This is a genomic window from Metabacillus idriensis, from assembly GCF_009674765.1.
In the GTDB taxonomy this organism is placed as follows: domain Bacteria; phylum Bacillota; class Bacilli; order Bacillales; family Bacillaceae; genus Bacillus_P; species Bacillus_P idriensis.
Genome location: NZ_WKKF01000002.1, coordinates 15,235 through 30,253, shown reverse-complemented (window position 1 = coordinate 30,253; position 15,019 = coordinate 15,235). Strand labels below are relative to the sequence as shown.

General features: G+C 41.1%; 17 protein-coding genes. 1 reads left to right on the top strand and 16 read right to left on the bottom strand.

All coding sequences use genetic code 11. From position 1 onward, the window contains the following. Nucleotides 1-58 precede the first annotated feature (58 nt). The 7 genes from GJU41_RS08505 to GJU41_RS08475 all read right to left on the bottom strand — a co-directional run bounded on the left by GJU41_RS08505 (nt 59) and on the right by GJU41_RS08475 (nt 4,757). On the bottom strand, nt 59-988 hold the full coding sequence (locus GJU41_RS08505; RefSeq protein ID WP_070878901.1) for a YybS family protein: 930 nt from the start codon (nt 986-988) through the stop codon (nt 59-61). A 148-nt stretch (nt 989-1,136) separates the two neighbouring features. Continuing rightward, nucleotides 1,137-1,376 (bottom strand): 30S ribosomal protein S18, encoded by a 240-nt coding sequence (gene rpsR / locus GJU41_RS08500; protein ID WP_029282950.1) that lies wholly within the window; start codon nt 1,374-1,376, stop codon nt 1,137-1,139. 43 nt (nt 1,377-1,419) lie between these two features. Continuing rightward, nucleotides 1,420-1,944: a single-stranded DNA-binding protein gene (gene ssb / locus GJU41_RS08495; protein WP_070878902.1), complete on the bottom strand. Its 525-nt coding sequence runs from the start codon at nt 1,942-1,944 to the stop codon at nt 1,420-1,422. Between the two features lie 39 nt (nt 1,945-1,983). Next, nucleotides 1,984-2,271, bottom strand: a complete 288-nt coding sequence (gene rpsF, locus GJU41_RS08490) for a 30S ribosomal protein S6 (RefSeq protein ID WP_070878903.1) — start codon at nt 2,269-2,271, stop codon at nt 1,984-1,986. A 112-nt stretch (nt 2,272-2,383) separates the two neighbouring features. Further along, entirely contained in the window at nt 2,384-3,484 is a 1,101-nt protein-coding gene (gene ychF / locus GJU41_RS08485; protein ID WP_070878904.1) for a redox-regulated ATPase YchF, read from the bottom strand. Nucleotides 3,485-3,699: 215 nt separating this feature from the next. Next, a complete protein-coding gene (locus tag GJU41_RS08480; protein ID WP_070878905.1) occupies nt 3,700-3,897 on the bottom strand; it encodes a DUF951 domain-containing protein in 198 nt (65 codons plus the stop codon). Further along, a complete protein-coding gene (locus GJU41_RS08475) occupies nt 3,894-4,757 on the bottom strand; it encodes a mechanosensitive ion channel family protein (RefSeq protein ID WP_083328353.1) in 864 nt (287 codons plus the stop codon). Before GJU41_RS08475 ends, GJU41_RS08480 begins: the two co-directional genes overlap by 4 nt. A gap of 209 nt (nt 4,758-4,966) precedes the next feature. On the opposite strand from GJU41_RS08475, the gene yyaC reads away from it, so the two are divergent. After that, on the top strand, nt 4,967-5,590 hold the full coding sequence (yyaC, locus tag GJU41_RS08470; RefSeq protein ID WP_070878907.1) for a spore protease YyaC: 624 nt from the start codon (nt 4,967-4,969) through the stop codon (nt 5,588-5,590). Here yyaC and GJU41_RS08465 read toward each other — a convergent pair. The 9 genes from GJU41_RS08465 to spoIIIJ form a co-directional block, all read right to left on the bottom strand. Beyond that, nucleotides 5,587-6,288 carry a DUF554 domain-containing protein gene (locus GJU41_RS08465; protein WP_070878908.1) on the bottom strand — a complete coding sequence of 234 codons (702 nt, stop codon included), beginning with the start codon at nt 6,286-6,288 and terminating at the stop codon, nt 5,587-5,589. The genes yyaC and GJU41_RS08465 overlap by 4 nt on opposite strands. A 150-nt stretch (nt 6,289-6,438) precedes the next feature. Continuing rightward, a complete protein-coding gene (locus tag GJU41_RS08460; RefSeq protein WP_154318361.1) occupies nt 6,439-7,293 on the bottom strand; it encodes a ParB/RepB/Spo0J family partition protein in 855 nt (284 codons plus the stop codon). Next, nucleotides 7,286-8,047, bottom strand: coding sequence for a ParA family protein (locus GJU41_RS08455; protein WP_070878939.1), 762 nt, complete (start codon nt 8,045-8,047; stop codon nt 7,286-7,288). The genes GJU41_RS08460 and GJU41_RS08455 overlap by 8 nt, the downstream gene beginning before the upstream one ends. 165 nt (nt 8,048-8,212) lie before the next feature. Further along, complete coding sequence (gene noc / locus GJU41_RS08450; RefSeq protein WP_070878910.1) at nt 8,213-9,079, bottom strand: nucleoid occlusion protein; 867 nt, start codon at nt 9,077-9,079, stop codon at nt 8,213-8,215. A gap of 95 nt (nt 9,080-9,174) precedes the next feature. Then, nucleotides 9,175-9,891, bottom strand: coding sequence for a 16S rRNA (guanine(527)-N(7))-methyltransferase RsmG (gene rsmG / locus GJU41_RS08445; RefSeq protein WP_070878911.1), 717 nt, complete (start codon nt 9,889-9,891; stop codon nt 9,175-9,177). A 23-nt stretch (nt 9,892-9,914) separates the two neighbouring features. Then, nucleotides 9,915-11,804: a tRNA uridine-5-carboxymethylaminomethyl(34) synthesis enzyme MnmG gene (gene mnmG / locus GJU41_RS08440; RefSeq protein WP_070878912.1), complete on the bottom strand. Its 1,890-nt coding sequence runs from the start codon at nt 11,802-11,804 to the stop codon at nt 9,915-9,917. 85 nt (nt 11,805-11,889) lie between these two features. Beyond that, nucleotides 11,890-13,275, bottom strand: a complete 1,386-nt coding sequence (mnmE, locus tag GJU41_RS08435) for a tRNA uridine-5-carboxymethylaminomethyl(34) synthesis GTPase MnmE (protein WP_154318360.1) — start codon at nt 13,273-13,275, stop codon at nt 11,890-11,892. Between the two features lie 272 nt (nt 13,276-13,547). Further along, entirely contained in the window at nt 13,548-14,168 is a 621-nt protein-coding gene (jag, locus tag GJU41_RS08430) for an RNA-binding cell elongation regulator Jag/EloR (RefSeq protein WP_070878914.1), read from the bottom strand. After that, nucleotides 14,165-14,941, bottom strand: a complete 777-nt coding sequence (gene spoIIIJ, locus GJU41_RS08425; RefSeq protein WP_070878915.1) for a YidC family membrane integrase SpoIIIJ — start codon at nt 14,939-14,941, stop codon at nt 14,165-14,167. The genes jag and spoIIIJ overlap by 4 nt, the downstream gene beginning before the upstream one ends. Nucleotides 14,942-15,019 lie beyond the last annotated feature (78 nt).

Below are 15,019 nucleotides of genomic sequence, written 5' to 3'. Positions count from 1 at the left end.
TAAGATTGTGGCTTACTCCTGCTGCGCACTGTATGAATCTAGTTTATGCGCAATTGTGCTATTTCTTCACGCGACCCCTTAAATTAAAAGCTAAATCAATTATACCTAAGATTCGCACAAGATACATCAGGATCGGCAGAATCAAAGAAAGAATCACCGCTATAACAGGTATAGCTTTCGAATATTTTTTCACATGACTGTAAAAGAAAATAAAAGAGAAGCCCTGTACAACTAACAGCACCTGCAGAACAAACAGCAAGTTTACAGCAGCAATATAAAGAAAGCTTCCTGTATCGAGATTTAAAAATAATAAGAAACTGACAATCAAGTAATACCAGACAATGCTTGACGGCAGCTTCCACTCTCGAAATGGCTTTAGCGGCAACAGCTGGATTTTCAGTCTTTTTAAAACGGGAACCGTCACAGCATGAGAAAGTAAAGCAAAGATAAAGGAAACACTTACAAGCAAACTTGGAATTAAGTAGCCTATGTACTTCATTTGCTCTTCTAATTGATTAATCGCTGCTTCATTTGCTTCTTGACCAATTGCAGCCATCATTGATTTTGCCATATCAATCGTTTCATTCATGCTGCCTGTTGCTTCTTCAATTGGATCGATTTGAAAAAATGCCGCAGAGGCTGCATACATGACGACAAAGCTGATAAGAAATGCAATTGTGCCCCCGATCAAAGCGCCGGCTGTTTGCCTTTTCTGATAAAAGTAACCCATCACGATTCCGCTCAGGGCATATGTTAAAGTTAATGGCAAAGCAAACAAAGAACCAACTATCAACGTAATAAAGATCGAAGCGGCCATTAGAGTGAACGCAGCTTTGATCCCATGTCTCACCGTATAAAGGATAAACGGCAATGGCAAAAAGACCATTAAAAATGCCCCGAACAGCGGCAGATAAAGTGTCATCAATGTTAATACAGTAAAGAGCGCAAGTAATATCGCACCTTCTGTCAGTACGTTAACCCTTTTCACAGTTTCACCTCTTTTATACTTCCAAGCTTATTTTAAATGAACCGTGTGTGACAAATCAAATGGATCAGAACACTTATCCTTTAATCCGCAAATATATCTCAAAATAATAAAAAAGCAGCAAGGAATCCTCACTGCCTTTTTCATCTTATTATTCGCCAGATACGTATGGAAGTAAAGCCATTTGACGAGAGCGTTTAATAGCAATCGTTAATTTACGTTGGTATTTAGCGCTTGTTCCTGTTACACGACGAGGTAAGATTTTACCACGCTCAGAAACGAATTTTTTAAGCAAATCTACATCTTTGTAATCGATGTGAGTGATTCCGTGTGCAGTGAAGTAGCACACTTTACGACGTTTTGCACGTCCACCTTTGCGTCCGCCTGCCATAGTTATTTCCTCCTTCCATTATGAGATGCTCGTACTATATGTTTTAAAACGGTAAGTCATCATCAGAGATATCAATCGGCTTTCCATCATTAGCGAATGGATCGTCATCAAAGTTCGAACGGCCTTGATTACGCTGATTCTGATTTTGATTTTGGCTGAATGGATTTTGCTGACCGCCTTGTCCACCCTGGCCGCCGCCATAATAATTGTTGTTGTTTCCGCCACCGCCGCCGCTGTTTCCACTGCCGCTTTTAGGTTCAAGAAACTGTACGCTTTCTGCAACCACTTCGGTTACATAAACACGTTTGCCAGTCTGGTCTTCATAGCTACGCGATTGAAGACGTCCATCTACTCCTGCCAAACTTCCTTTTTTAAGGAAGTTTGCAACATTTTCAGCTGGACGGCGCCATACGACGCAGTTAATGAAGTCCGCTTCTCTTTCACCCTGCTGGTTTGTGAAGGCGCGGTTTACAGCTAATGTAAAAGTAGCAACTGCTGCTCCAGCTGGTGTGTAGCGCAGTTCTGGATCTTTTGTTAGTCTGCCGACTAAAACAACCCGATTCATCATCAGAATCATCCTTTTTTAAAGATATCTAATCTATATGAATTACACTTCTTTTCTAGTTACCATGTGACGCATGATGTCTTCGCTGATTTTCGCTAAGCGGTCAAATTCTTGAACAGCTTCCGGCTTTGATGCAACTTGAAGAAGCATGTAGTAACCGTCACGCAAATCGTTGATTTCATAAGCAAGGCGACGTTTGCCCCACTCTTTTGTTTCTTCAACTTCCGCACCATTGTCAGCTAAGATTGTGTTGAAACGCTCAACTAGAGCTTTTTTAGCCTCATCTTCAATGTTTGGACGGATGATATACATGATTTCGTATTTATTCATCTCTTACACCTCCTTTTGGTCTAAACGGCCCTAAACGGGCAAGGAGCAATTAAACAATTCAATTACTCACAAGTTTAAATTATAGCAAACAAAACGACTTTAAGCAACCGAATTAAACATTAAAACGGAAATGAATGACGTCGCCATCTTTTACGATGTACTCTTTTCCTTCTAAACGCACTTTTCCGGCTTCTCGTGCAGCTCCCATAGTTCCTGCATTCAACAGATCTTCATAGGAAACTGTTTCCGCGCGGATAAAGCCGCGTTCGAAGTCAGAGTGAATAACGCCGGCACATTGCGGAGCCTTCATTCCTTTTTTAAATGTCCACGCGCGGACTTCCTGTACACCCGCTGTGAAATATGTCGCAAGACCAAGAAGATTGTATGAAGCTTTAATAAGCTGATCAAGACCTGATTCTTCAATGCCAAGCTCTTCAAGGAACATTTCTTTTTCCTCTCCGTCAAGTTCAGCAATTTCAGACTCAATCTTCGCACATACAACAATGACTTCAGCTTTTTCATTTGCAGCAAATTCGCGAACTGCTTTTACATATTCATTATTGGAAGCATCAGCCACTTCATCTTCAGATACATTAGCTACATACAAAACAGGTTTGCTTGTAAGCAAATGAAGGTGCTTAACAATTTTCATCTGTTCATCCGTGAATTCCACTGAGCGGGCAGATTTGTCGTTTTCAAATGCATCTTTCAGCATTAACAGAACCTCGTGCTCATAAACAGCATCTTTGTCTTTTTGCTTAGCAAGCTTGCCGACACGCTCAATACGCTTGTCTACAGACTCTAAATCCGCTAAAATCAACTCAAGATTGATCGTCTCAACATCATCAATTGGATCTACTTTTCCTGAAACGTGAGTAATATTGTCATCTGCGAAACAGCGTACAACGTGACAAATCGCATCTACTTGACGAATATGTGAAAGAAACTTGTTTCCAAGTCCTTCTCCTTTACTTGCACCCTTAACAATCCCTGCAATATCCGTAAATTCGAATGCAGTAGGAACTGTTTTCTTTGGTTTTACAAGATCTGTTAGCTTTTGAAGACGCTCATCAGGCACTTCTACAATCCCTACGTTAGGATCTATTGTACAGAACGGGTAGTTTGCAGATTCTGCACCAGCCTGTGTAATGGCGTTAAAAAGCGTTGACTTTCCTACGTTCGGAAGTCCAACAATACCAGCGGTTAAAGCCATGGTTATTTCCACTCCTCTATATGAACAATATATAATCGATTAATCCGAATTCTAACCAATCTTCAACAATTATAGATAGTAACGCATGAAATGACAAGCTTAAGAGGGGATGTCATGAATGGTTAAAATCTGTTTTTACCCACTAAAAAAAGGAGGAAACCAACCGAAAAACAAGGTTTCCTCCCTAAATAAACCAATTTTAAGCCATGAAACATTTATTCTTCATGCTTGACCAATCTTTTTTTCATTTTCCGGGCGAAATCCCGTCTCGGAATCATCACGCTGTGAGCACAGCCTTCGCATTTTATGCGGATATCCATGCCCATTCTGATGATTTTCCAGCGATTCGCACCGCATGGATGAGGTTTTTTCATTTCGACAACGTCATTTATGCCAAATTCCTTGTCCACTATTCACTCATCCTTTCCTTTTGTTTAGCACCTTCATCCTGCCTTGTATACATAACCATGCGAGGGAATGGAATTTCAATGCCGTGCTCATCAAGCCTCATCTTAATTTCCTTTCTCAGCACACGAGATATATGAAAATGCTTCATAGGAAGAACTTCACTGACTACTCGCAAGACAACTTCAGACGGACCAAGGTTTTGCACTCCCAGCAATTCAGGAGGTGCAACCATTTCATCATATTTATCCGGCAGCTCAAGCAAGAGATCTTCAATGACTCTTTCCGCTTTCGGAATATCTCCCTCATAGGCGATACTGACATCTACAAAAGCGACGCTGTTATTGACCGAGAAATTCGTCACTTCCGTAATATTTCCATTCGGAAGAATATTGATTTCCCCTGTCCAGCTCTTGATTTTTGTCGTGCGAAGTCCAATTTCTTCTACCGTTCCTTCAAATTGGCCGACACGAATCATGTCGCCTACTGAAAATTGATCTTCAAAAATAATGAAGAATCCGGTAATGATGTCTCTGACTAAATTTTGTGCACCGAATCCAACAGCAAGCCCGACAATGCCCGCTCCCGCAAGCAGAGCCTTCACATCAAAACTCAGCGTCTCGAGAATCATCAGCAGGGCGACAAAATAAACGAGGTATGTCAGAACATTATCAAGCAGCTTGACCAGGGTATTTTCCCGGCGCTCTGAAATGCGGAGCGGCGACTTTGTTCTCAGCATGAAAATCTTCCCGATGACGACATTACCAACGCGAATAAGGATTGTTGAAAGAATCATAATGCCAATAATCTTTAGCAGACCTTGACCAAAATCCAGCCATAAATCTTCGTTAAGAAGCGAGGCACCCATTTTATCGATAAGCTTATTTATAAAATCCACATCAGATCAACCTTTCTTTTAGAAAGAAATACACGTTGCAATCATAAAGATAGGTTTTATTTTAACAACTTTTTAAAGCAATTTACAGTGCTTAACAAAAACTCTTATTATCTCTTAAATATGTATAGATTTCTATATTCTTCCGTATACTGTTACTACTATATTGAAGGAGTGAAATGATGAATTTTAAATCCGGCTTTTTAAAACCGCAGCGTGACCGAATTTATTATGAAGATGAGCATGCGGCAGAACATTTATCATCAGAAATGAAACTCCTTCTTTCTGTACGGAAACCAATCATAGTCCTGTGTATTGGCACAGACCGCTCAACCGGTGATTGTTTAGGTCCATTAGTAGGCACTAAACTTATTGATGCCGGTCTCAAGCATTTTCATGTTTACGGAACGCTCGAGCATCCTGTCCATGCAGTTAATCTTGAAGAAACCATCCAAAAAATAGAACTCACGTTCGAAAATCCGTACATCCTGGCTATTGATGCATGCCTTGGAAGACTAAAAAGTGTAGGGACTTTTCAGGTTGGAGCGGGTCCGATCAAGCCTGGTGCAGGTGTAAACAAAGTGCTTCCCGAAGTGGGAGACATTCATATTAATGGAATCGTCAACGTCAGCGGGTTTATGGAATTCTTTGTTCTGCAGAATACAAGACTGCATCTTGTTATGACAATGGCTTCTATTATTGCAAAAAGCATTATTCTTGCTGATCAGCAGATCGAACTTAAAAAAATCTCTTTAAAGACGAAGAGCTCTTGGCTTAAACATGCCAAGGATGTGAACATCAACTAAACAATATTCATGAAAACAATAATGACTGCCACAACTGCCAGGCTCGGCAGCAGATTCGCTACACGGATTGCTTTTATAGCAAGCATATTGATTCCAATAGCAAAGATAAGGATCCCGCCAACAGCCGTAATCTCAGAAATCAGATCTTTAAGCAAAGAATCCGGTACATACTGATGAATTACATTCGCAAACAATGCGATGGCGCCTTCATAAATGAAAACAGGAACCGCTGAAAGAAGAACACCGATGCCAAGCGTGCTTGAAAGAACCATGCTCGTAAAACCATCAATCATCGACTTTGTGTACAAAATATCATGATCCTGTCTTAATCCGCTATCAAGAGATCCCACAATTGCCATTGCTCCAATGACAAAAATAAGGGTAGCGGACACAAAGCCTTGTGCAAAATCACCGGTCTGATTTTTGCTCAGTTTTTTCTCAAGCCAATAACCCACTTGATGCAGTTTCTTCTCAATATCAATCGCTTCTCCAATGACCGCTCCAAAAACAAGACTGATAATTACAATAAAAAGCTGTTCACTTTCCAGTGCCATATCAAGGCCTAATACCATCACAAAAAGACCTATGCCTGTCATGACTGTTTGTTTCATAGATTCCGGAATTCTGCGAAGCAATAAACCTAAAAGGGAGCCTATGATAATCCCAGCTGCATTCACTAAACTGCCTAATAACACCACTTAAATCCCTCTTTCCACTTAAAAGCGCTAGCCCTTATTCAGCTCCAGCAGTCCGCACCTGTTACGGCAGGTAAGTCATGTGCTGGAGCTGGACATTTTTATCGTTTTCTAAAACATAAAAAGAAGCCATCTATTCTGTCAGATGGCCGCTTAAGATGATTGCTCAGCTTCAAGCAACTCTAAAATTCTTTCCAAATCCTCTTTTGAGAAAAATTCTATTTCGATTTTTCCTTTTTTCTTCTGCTGCTTAATCGTAACGGAAGTCCCGAAATATTCACGCAGGTAGGATTCTCTTTCTCTAATGAAGATGTCCTGACTGCCTGCTTTCTTTTTCGTTTCACGTGAAACATTTTCGTTTAACTGCTGCACGAGGAGCTCAACTTGACGGACATTAAGCTGCTCTTTCATAATTTTTTCAGCTAAAGGCTTCAGCTTGTCTTTTTTCTTCAGTCCGAGCAATGTTCTGCCATGGCCCATTGAAATCTTGCCTTCAGAAATAAGTGTTTGAATGTCTTCAGGAAGGGACAGTAATCTTAGATGATTGGCTATATGCGGTCTGCTTTTGCCCAGACGTCTCGCAAGCTCTTCTTGAGTAATATGCAAATGATCCAGCAGGGACTGGTAGGCTGCTGCTTCTTCAATTGGAGATAAATCTTCGCGCTGAAGATTTTCAAGAAGGGCAAGCTCCATCATCTGCTGCTCTGAGAGCTCTCTTATAACGGCCGGCACTGCCTGGAGGCCCGCTGCCTTTGCTGCACGAAAACGGCGCTCGCCAACGACAATCTCGTAGCCTTTGATACTTTTACGGACAATAATCGGCTGAAGAATCCCGTGCTGAAGGATGGATTCTTTCAGTTCTTCAATCGCTCCTGGCAAAAATGTTTTGCGGGGCTGATAAGGATTTGGACGCAGATCTTTGATTTTAATTTCCTGCAGCGTTTCGTCTTTGCTTACTTCCATATTCGTAAACAAAGCATTGATTCCTTTACCTAACCCTTTAGCCATTAACAACCACTTCCTTTGCCAATTCTAAGTATACGTCAGCGCCCCTTGAGCGCGGGTCATAAATAATAATCGGCTGTCCATGACTTGGTGCTTCGCTTAAACGGACGTTTCGTGGAATAATTGTTTTGTATACTTTATCGCGAAAATATTTTTTGACTTCTTCAATAACCTGGATTCCTAAATTGGTACGTGCATCAAGCATTGTTAAAAGAACGCCTTCTATCATTAAATCGGTATTTAAATGTTTTTGAACCAGCCTCACAGTATTCAGCAGCTGACTCAATCCTTCAAGTGCATAATATTCACATTGAACAGGAATCAGCACAGCATCTGAGGCTGTTAAGGCATTGATTGTCAGCAATCCTAAAGAGGGAGGACAGTCAATAATCATATAGTCATAATTATGTTTTACTTTTTCAAGCGCACGTTTCAGACGGACTTCTCTAGAAATGGTTGGCACAAGTTCAATTTCGGCACCCGCAAGCTGGATTGTAGCCGGAATTGCATCCAAATTTTCGACAGCAGTTGGCTTAATGACTTCTGTTACATCGACATCATCAACTAAAATATCATAAACACAATGTTCAACATCGGCTTTTTCTATTCCTATACCGCTTGTCGCATTTCCTTGTGGGTCAACATCGACGAGAAGAACTCGTTTTCCTATATATGCTAAGCACGCACCAAGATTAACGGAAGTTGTCGTTTTTCCGACTCCGCCTTTCTGGTTCGCAATGGCAATAATTTTCCCCACAATGTCACCTGCTTTCACTAAACATGAACTCTACATGCTCTCTATTTTATCATGAAACTTTGCCAATGGTTTGAACTTTTTTGCAATTTGTAAAAATGCGCTTACATTCATTGATCTTCATTTATATTCCCAAAAGAAAAAACTCTCTACTTAAATGGTAGAGAGCTACTTTGGTATTTTTATAGTGAATTGAATGTATTCTTCAAATTCTTCTTCTTCAGCATTTATTTTTACGCCAGTATCCTGCACCATTGTCAAAGATTGACGGATGGTATTCATCGCAATACGGGTATCCCGGCTGAATGCTTTGCGTTTTGGTTTAGCTTTTGGGCTGGTTTTCTCAAGCATTTTGACAACGCGGTCTTCTGTTTGCTTGACATTTAACTGCTTTTCAATGATTTCAGAGAGCAGTATGATTTGCGGATCTGGTTTCTTCAAAGGAATGAGTGCTCTTGCATGTCTCTCTGTAATTTTCTTTTGGAGCAAGGCATCCTGAACTTCCTGAGGAAGCTTTAACAGCCTGAGCTTATTGGCAATTGTGGACTGTCCTTTTCCCAAACGCTGGGCAAGGGCCTCTTGAGTCAAGTCGTGAAGTTCCAGCAGCTTTGCGTAGGCAACGGCTTCTTCAATCGCTGAAAGCTCCTCGCGCTGAAGGTTCTCAATTAAAGCTACAGAAGCTGTTTCTGTGTCATTGAAATCCTTCACAATAGCTGGGATTGTTTCCCATCCAAGTTTTTGGACAGCTCTAAACCGTCTTTCCCCGGCAATAATTTCATATCTTCCATCAACCTGACGTACAACAATCGGCTGAATAATCCCGTGCGTACGTATCGTAAGCGATAACTCTTCTATTTTTTCATCCGCAAAAACTGTACGCGGCTGAAAGCGATTAGGCACGATTTCCTCCAAGGAAATCTTTTTAACCTCATCAAATACTGAATCATCAATTTCTTCTGTTTCAATTACTGCTGTTTTTTCTGCTGTATCTTCTTTTTCTCCCAAACCGAAAAAACGAGAGAATGGATGCTTCATGAGCCTACACCACCTTTAGAAACTGCCATCATATTAATTCTCTTTCAAGTCTCTATATTCCTGCATGCTGAACGAACTTTCCACTTAATGTTTTTCTATTCTAATGGAAGTTTATTAGGCGTACCCGGTTTACGAGGATATTTTGCAGGTGTTGATTTTTGTTTATGAATAATAATGATTGAGCGCTCACTTTCCTCAAGAGGCAGCTCAAAGGCATACTTTTCCTTCACCTTGCCGCCAAGCGTGCTGATTGCTTTTTCAGCTTTAATCATCTCTTCCTCAGCTGATGCAGCTTTCATTGCAACGAAGTGACCGCCTGTTTTAGCAAGCGGCAGGCAAAGCTCGCTCAAAACAGATAAACGCGCTACAGCCCGTGCCGTCACAACGTCATATGTTTCTCTGAATGCTTTATTTTTCCCAAACGTTTCTGCTCTGTCATGGTAAAGAGATACGTCGGAAAGATTCAGTGATTTCGTCAGATGATCTAAAAATGTAATTCTCTTTTGAAGAGAATCCACTATCGCAATTTTCAGATGCGGAAAGCAGATTTTAATCGGCAGGCTGGGAAACCCTGCGCCTGCCCCTACATCGCAAATGGAGAGCGGTTTTGTAAAATCAAAATAGAAAGCAGCAGAAATAGAATCATAAAAATGTTTAAGATAAACTTCTTTTTTCTCTGTAATCGAAGTTAAATTCATTTTCTCATTCCACTCTACAAGCAATTCGTAGTAAGTCTCAAATTGCCCCAGCTGTTGTGCGGAAAGTGAGATTCCCTTTTCCTCAAGACTGGATTTAAATAAAGAAATGTCCATACTCATAACCTTTCTGATCTGCTTTATTCGTTAGAAACTCGAGCTATTCTTCCTTGCTCCATATACACGAGAAGGATGGATATATCTGCCGGATTAACTCCTGAGATACGGGATGCCTGTGCCATTGAAAGCGGTCTGACTTCCTTCAGTTTCTGGCGTGCTTCTGAAGCGATGCCTGAAATCGCATCGTAATCGATATTTTCCGGAATTTTTTTGTTTTCCATTTTCTTCAGCTTTTCAACCTGCTGAAGGGACTTTTCAATATAGCCTTCATATTTAATTTGAATTTCAACCTGTTCGGCTATTTCTCCGGAAATATTTTCATCAGCCGGTGCTAAAGCATGAATATGCTCATAATTCATTTCAGGACGTTTAATAAGATCTGATGCACGGATTCCGTCTTTCAGTTCACTGCCGCCTGCATTTCTGATTAATTCCTGTGTCTGCTCATTTGGTTTGATGATGACAGAGTTCAGACGTTTTTTCTCTGCTTCAATTGCATCTTTTTTAAGCAAAAATGCGCTGTAGCGTTCTTCTTTGATAAGTCCAATCTTACGTCCAATATCCGTTAAACGCAAGTCGGCATTGTCATGACGAAGAAGCAGGCGATATTCCGCTCTGGACGTTAATAAACGATACGGTTCATTTGTGCCTTTTGTGACAAGATCATCTATTAATACTCCGATATAAGCATCCGAGCGGCTCAAGATAACTTCTTCTTTGCCAAGAGCTTTACTGGCAGCATTAATTCCGGCCATTAAACCTTGTCCTGCTGCTTCTTCATAGCCTGACGTGCCATTGATTTGTCCCGCTGTAAAGAGACCTGGAACCTTTTTCGTTTCAAGCGTTGGCCATAGCTGAGTAGGTACGATTGCATCATATTCAATCGCATAACCTGCACGCATCATTTCCACTTTTTCAAGGCCGGGTATGGATGCAAGAATTCTTCGCTGTACGTCTTCCGGAAGACTTGTTGATAATCCCTGAACATATACTTCCTGTGTATTTCTGCCTTCTGGCTCAAGGAAAATCTGATGACGGGGCTTATCATTAAAACGGACGACCTTATCTTCAATTGAAGGACAGTAGCGTGGGCCCGTTCCTTTAATCATACCTGAATACATTGGCGAACGATGAAGATTATCGTCGATGATTTTATGAGTTTCTTCACTTGTATAAGTCAGCCAGCATGGAAGCTGATCGGTAATATATTTTGTCGTTTCATAGGAAAAAGCGCGGGGAACGTCGTCACCTGGCTGAATTTCTGTTTTGCTGTAATCAATTGAATGACTGTTTACACGCGGCGGTGTTCCTGTTTTAAAACGGACCATATCCAGCCCGATTTCCTGCAGATGCTCTGATAATTTAATAGAAGGCTGCTGATTATTAGGTCCGCTTGAATATTGAAGTTCACCTAAAATAATTTTCCCTCTTAAAAATGTGCCTGTAGTCAGAACAACTGTTTTAGCACGGTATTCCGCACCTGTTTGAGTAATAACGCCTCGGCATTCTCCGTCTTCAATGATAAGACGGTCGACCATTCCCTGAAGCATTGTAAGATTCCGTTCATTTTCCATTGTTTTCTTCATTTCATGCTGATACGTAAATTTATCCGCCTGAGCACGCAGTGCACGTACAGCCGGTCCTTTGCCTGTATTCAGCATTCTCATTTGGATATGTGTTTTATCGATATTTTTGGCCATTTCTCCGCCTAAAGCATCGATTTCCCGCACAACTATTCCTTTAGCCGGTCCGCCTACTGATGGATTGCAGGGCATAAAAGCAACCATATCAAGATTTATTGTCAAAGCAAGCGTTTTTGCACCCATTCTCGCAGAAGCGAGGGCGGCCTCGACCCCTGCATGGCCTGCACCAACAACAACTACATCATAATCACCTGCATGATATCCCATGGTATAAACCTCCTTTATATTTTAAGCTCTTTTCCAAAACTTTGTAGTAACTTTAAGTAGAATGATTTTTTCTATAAAACAGTTCTTATTTTCCCAAACAGAACTGTGCAAACAGCTGATCAATCAAACTTTCATGGACAGCATCTCCGATAATTTCGCCAAGCAGCTCCCACGTCCGTGTAAGATCGATTTGTACAAGATCAATCGGCACTCCCGCATCAATCGCGTCAAGTGCATCTTCAATCGTTCGTTTAGCCTGTGACAGTAAAGCAATATGTCTTGTGTTTGAAACATATGTTAAATCCGAAGCGCCAACGCTGCCTTCGAAGAACAGCGAGCTGATGGATTCTTCAAGCTGGTCAATTCCCTGTTCTTCAAGCAGAGAAGTCGTAACGACAGGCGAACCTTTTGCAAGCTCTCTCACCTGTTCCAAATCTATTTTTCCAGGAAGGTCTGTTTTATTTACGATCACAATGACATCCATCCCGCTGACAGCTTCAAACAGCTGCTCATCCTCTTTGGAAAGAGCCTCACTGTAGTTTAAAACGAGCAGGATAAGGTCGGCCTTTTTCAGTACCTGTCTTGATTTCTCAACACCGATCCGCTCAACAATGTCCTCTGTCTCCCTGATGCCGGCTGTATCAACCAGACGAAGAGGCACGCCTCGGACGTTTACATATTCCTCAATAACATCCCTTGTCGTTCCCGGTATATCTGTTACAATCGCTTTATTTTCGTGAATCAGACTATTCAGCAGCGAAGATTTACCAACATTAGGTCTGCCTACAATAACAGTTGAAAGACCCTCTCTTAAAATCTTGCCTTGCTGAGAGGTTTGAAGCAGCTTTTCAATCTCCTTTTTAACGAGCGTTGCTTTTTCAATCAGCATGCTGTGCGTCATTTCTTCTACATCATCATACTCAGGATAATCTATGTTTACTTCCACATGGGCAAGTGTCTCAAGAATTTCCTGGCGAAGACGCTGAATCAGCTTTGATAGTCTGCCTTCCATCTGTCCAAGAGCGACATTCATTGCACGATCTGTTTTTGCCCGTATTAAATCCATCACAGCTTCAGCTTGAGACAAATCAATCCGGCCATTTAAAAACGCTCTCTTTGTAAATTCTCCAGGCCCTGCAAGCCGGGCACCATGATTTAATGCAAGCTGCAGGACACGGTTAACCGTTACAATCCCGCCGTGGCAGTTTATTTCTACTATATCTTCTCTCGTAAATGTCTTTGGCCCCTTCAAAACAGACACCATGACTTCCTCTACGATTTGGCCCGTATCAGGATCTGCAATATGCCCGTAATGAATCGTGTGCGTTTTGACCTCTGTCAATTTCTTTCCTGAAGGACCTGAATACAGCCTGTCCGCAATGCCGATTGCATCGTCCCCGCTCAGTCTTACGATGGCAATGGCTCCTTCTCCCATCGGTGTGGATATTGCTGCAATTGTATCGAATTCCATGCGTTTCACCCCGCTTCTTTCAAAATAAATCTATATAGAAATTTCCCATTATTTACGCAGTCAAATTTATAAGATATCATAGTTATTTCTTATTGGAAAGAAAAAAATATCGAATTATCCACAGACTGAAATACCGCACAATTCTCTTATTATCATTTTAACTTATCCACATGTTAATAACAATATTTCCAACTGGAAGGTTTCTAAGCCCTTAAGCATGAAAGAATGAACAAAAAACCCCGCTGATCTTGGATCAGCGGGGTTTCGTGTTACTATTTCGGTGCAATCACCAAATGACGATTAGGCTCTTCTCCGACCGAGTATGTTTTAATCTTATGCTGCTGGTTCACTAGAGCAGCATGGATAATCTTACGTTCATATGAAGGCATAGGTTCTAAAGGAACCTCTCGTTTTGTACGAACAGCCTGGTGTGCAAGCTTCTGAGCAAGCTGAACCAGCGTTTCTTTGCGGCGGGTTCTGTAGTTTTCAGCATCAACTGTAATATGCAAGTAATGATTAGAATGACGATTTGCCGCGAGCTGTGTCAAATATTGCAGGGAATTAAGTGTTTGTCCGCGCTTTCCAATTAAGAGCGCTACCTTTTCTCCTTCAATTTGAAACGTCACATTTTTGCCTTCCTGAATCATTTCAACCTTTGCATCGACATTCATATTTTTGATCACTTCTGTCAGAAAACGATGTGCTTCTTCAGCAGGATTCGGACGTTTTACGGCTTTTACCATTGCAGGCTTTGCGCCGAACAGTCCTAAAAATCCTTTTTTCCCTTCATCAAGAACGGTAATTTCAACTTCTTTATTACTTGCATTCAGCTGTGTTAAAGCGGATTGTACTGCTTCTTCGACGCTAAGTCCGGTAGCAGTTATTTCTCTCACTTTTTCGTTCCTCCCGATTTTAATAGTGCTTTCGCTCTAATATCAGGTCCGTAGATGATCATTGTCTGCACGATCATGAAAAGATTTCCGACTACCCAATATAAAGATAGTGCAGCTGGGAAGCTGACAGCAAAGACGACGATCATAATTGGCATGATATATAAAAGCATAGCCATTTGCGGATTTTGATTTGCTGTTCCCGCCATTGTCAACTTTTGTTGAATGAATGTTGTAATACCAGCGATGATCGGCAGAAGGAATAAAGGATCACGTGATCCAAGGTCAAACCACAGGAAGTTGTGATCTGCGATTGCTTCTGTTCTCATAATGGCATGATAAAAACCGATCAGGATTGGCATTTGAACTAATAATGGAAAACACCCTGCAAGAGGATTTACTTTATTCTTCTGGAATAAAGCCATTGTTTCCTGCTGGAGTTTTTGCTGTGTTTTTTGATCTTTAGAACTGTATTTTTCACGAAGCTTTTGCATTTCTGGCTGCAATTCCTGCATCGCTTTTGAGTTTTTAATCTGTTTAATCATTAAAGGCAAAATCGCAAAACGAATGATCAGCGTTACGATAACGATTGACAGTCCGTAGCTATTACCCATTAATTCTGCAAAATAGATGATCAGCCATGACAACGGATACACAATGTAGTGATTCCAGAACCCCTGACTTTCCTCTGTGATTGGCTGGTTCACCTCTGTACATCCTGTAAGAAGCATCATGATGCTCACTAAGCCAAGCACTAACAATATTCTCCTTTTCAACCGGTATTCCTCCTAACAAAATATCTAAACCTGCAAGTTCTGCCGACTTTATTCAACATTTATTTTAACATCTTTCAA

Bases quoted from the DNA above. Each gene is read 5' to 3' on its own strand.
- rpsR (WP_029282950.1), bottom strand. From the start codon at position 1,376: ATGGCAGGCGGACGCAAAGGTGGACGTGCAAAACGTCGTAAAGTGTGC.
- ssb (WP_070878902.1), bottom strand. From the start codon at position 1,944: ATGATGAATCGGGTTGTTTTAGTCGGCAGACTAACAAAAGATCCAGAA.
- rpsF (WP_070878903.1), bottom strand. From the start codon at position 2,271: ATGAATAAATACGAAATCATGTATATCATCCGTCCAAACATTGAAGAT.
- ychF (WP_070878904.1), bottom strand. From the start codon at position 3,484: ATGGCTTTAACCGCTGGTATTGTTGGACTTCCGAACGTAGGAAAGTCA.
- GJU41_RS08475 (WP_083328353.1), bottom strand. From the start codon at position 4,757: ATGGGTGCCTCGCTTCTTAACGAAGATTTATGGCTGGATTTTGGTCAA.
- yyaC (WP_070878907.1), top strand. From the start codon at position 4,967: ATGAATTTTAAATCCGGCTTTTTAAAACCGCAGCGTGACCGAATTTAT.
- GJU41_RS08460 (WP_154318361.1), bottom strand. From the start codon at position 7,293: ATGGCTAAAGGGTTAGGTAAAGGAATCAATGCTTTGTTTACGAATATG.
- noc (WP_070878910.1), bottom strand. From the start codon at position 9,079: ATGAAGCATCCATTCTCTCGTTTTTTCGGTTTGGGAGAAAAAGAAGAT.
- rsmG (WP_070878911.1), bottom strand. From the start codon at position 9,891: ATGGACATTTCTTTATTTAAATCCAGTCTTGAGGAAAAGGGAATCTCA.
- mnmG (WP_070878912.1), bottom strand. From the start codon at position 11,804: ATGGGATATCATGCAGGTGATTATGATGTAGTTGTTGTTGGTGCAGGC.
- mnmE (WP_154318360.1), bottom strand. From the start codon at position 13,275: ATGGAATTCGATACAATTGCAGCAATATCCACACCGATGGGAGAAGGA.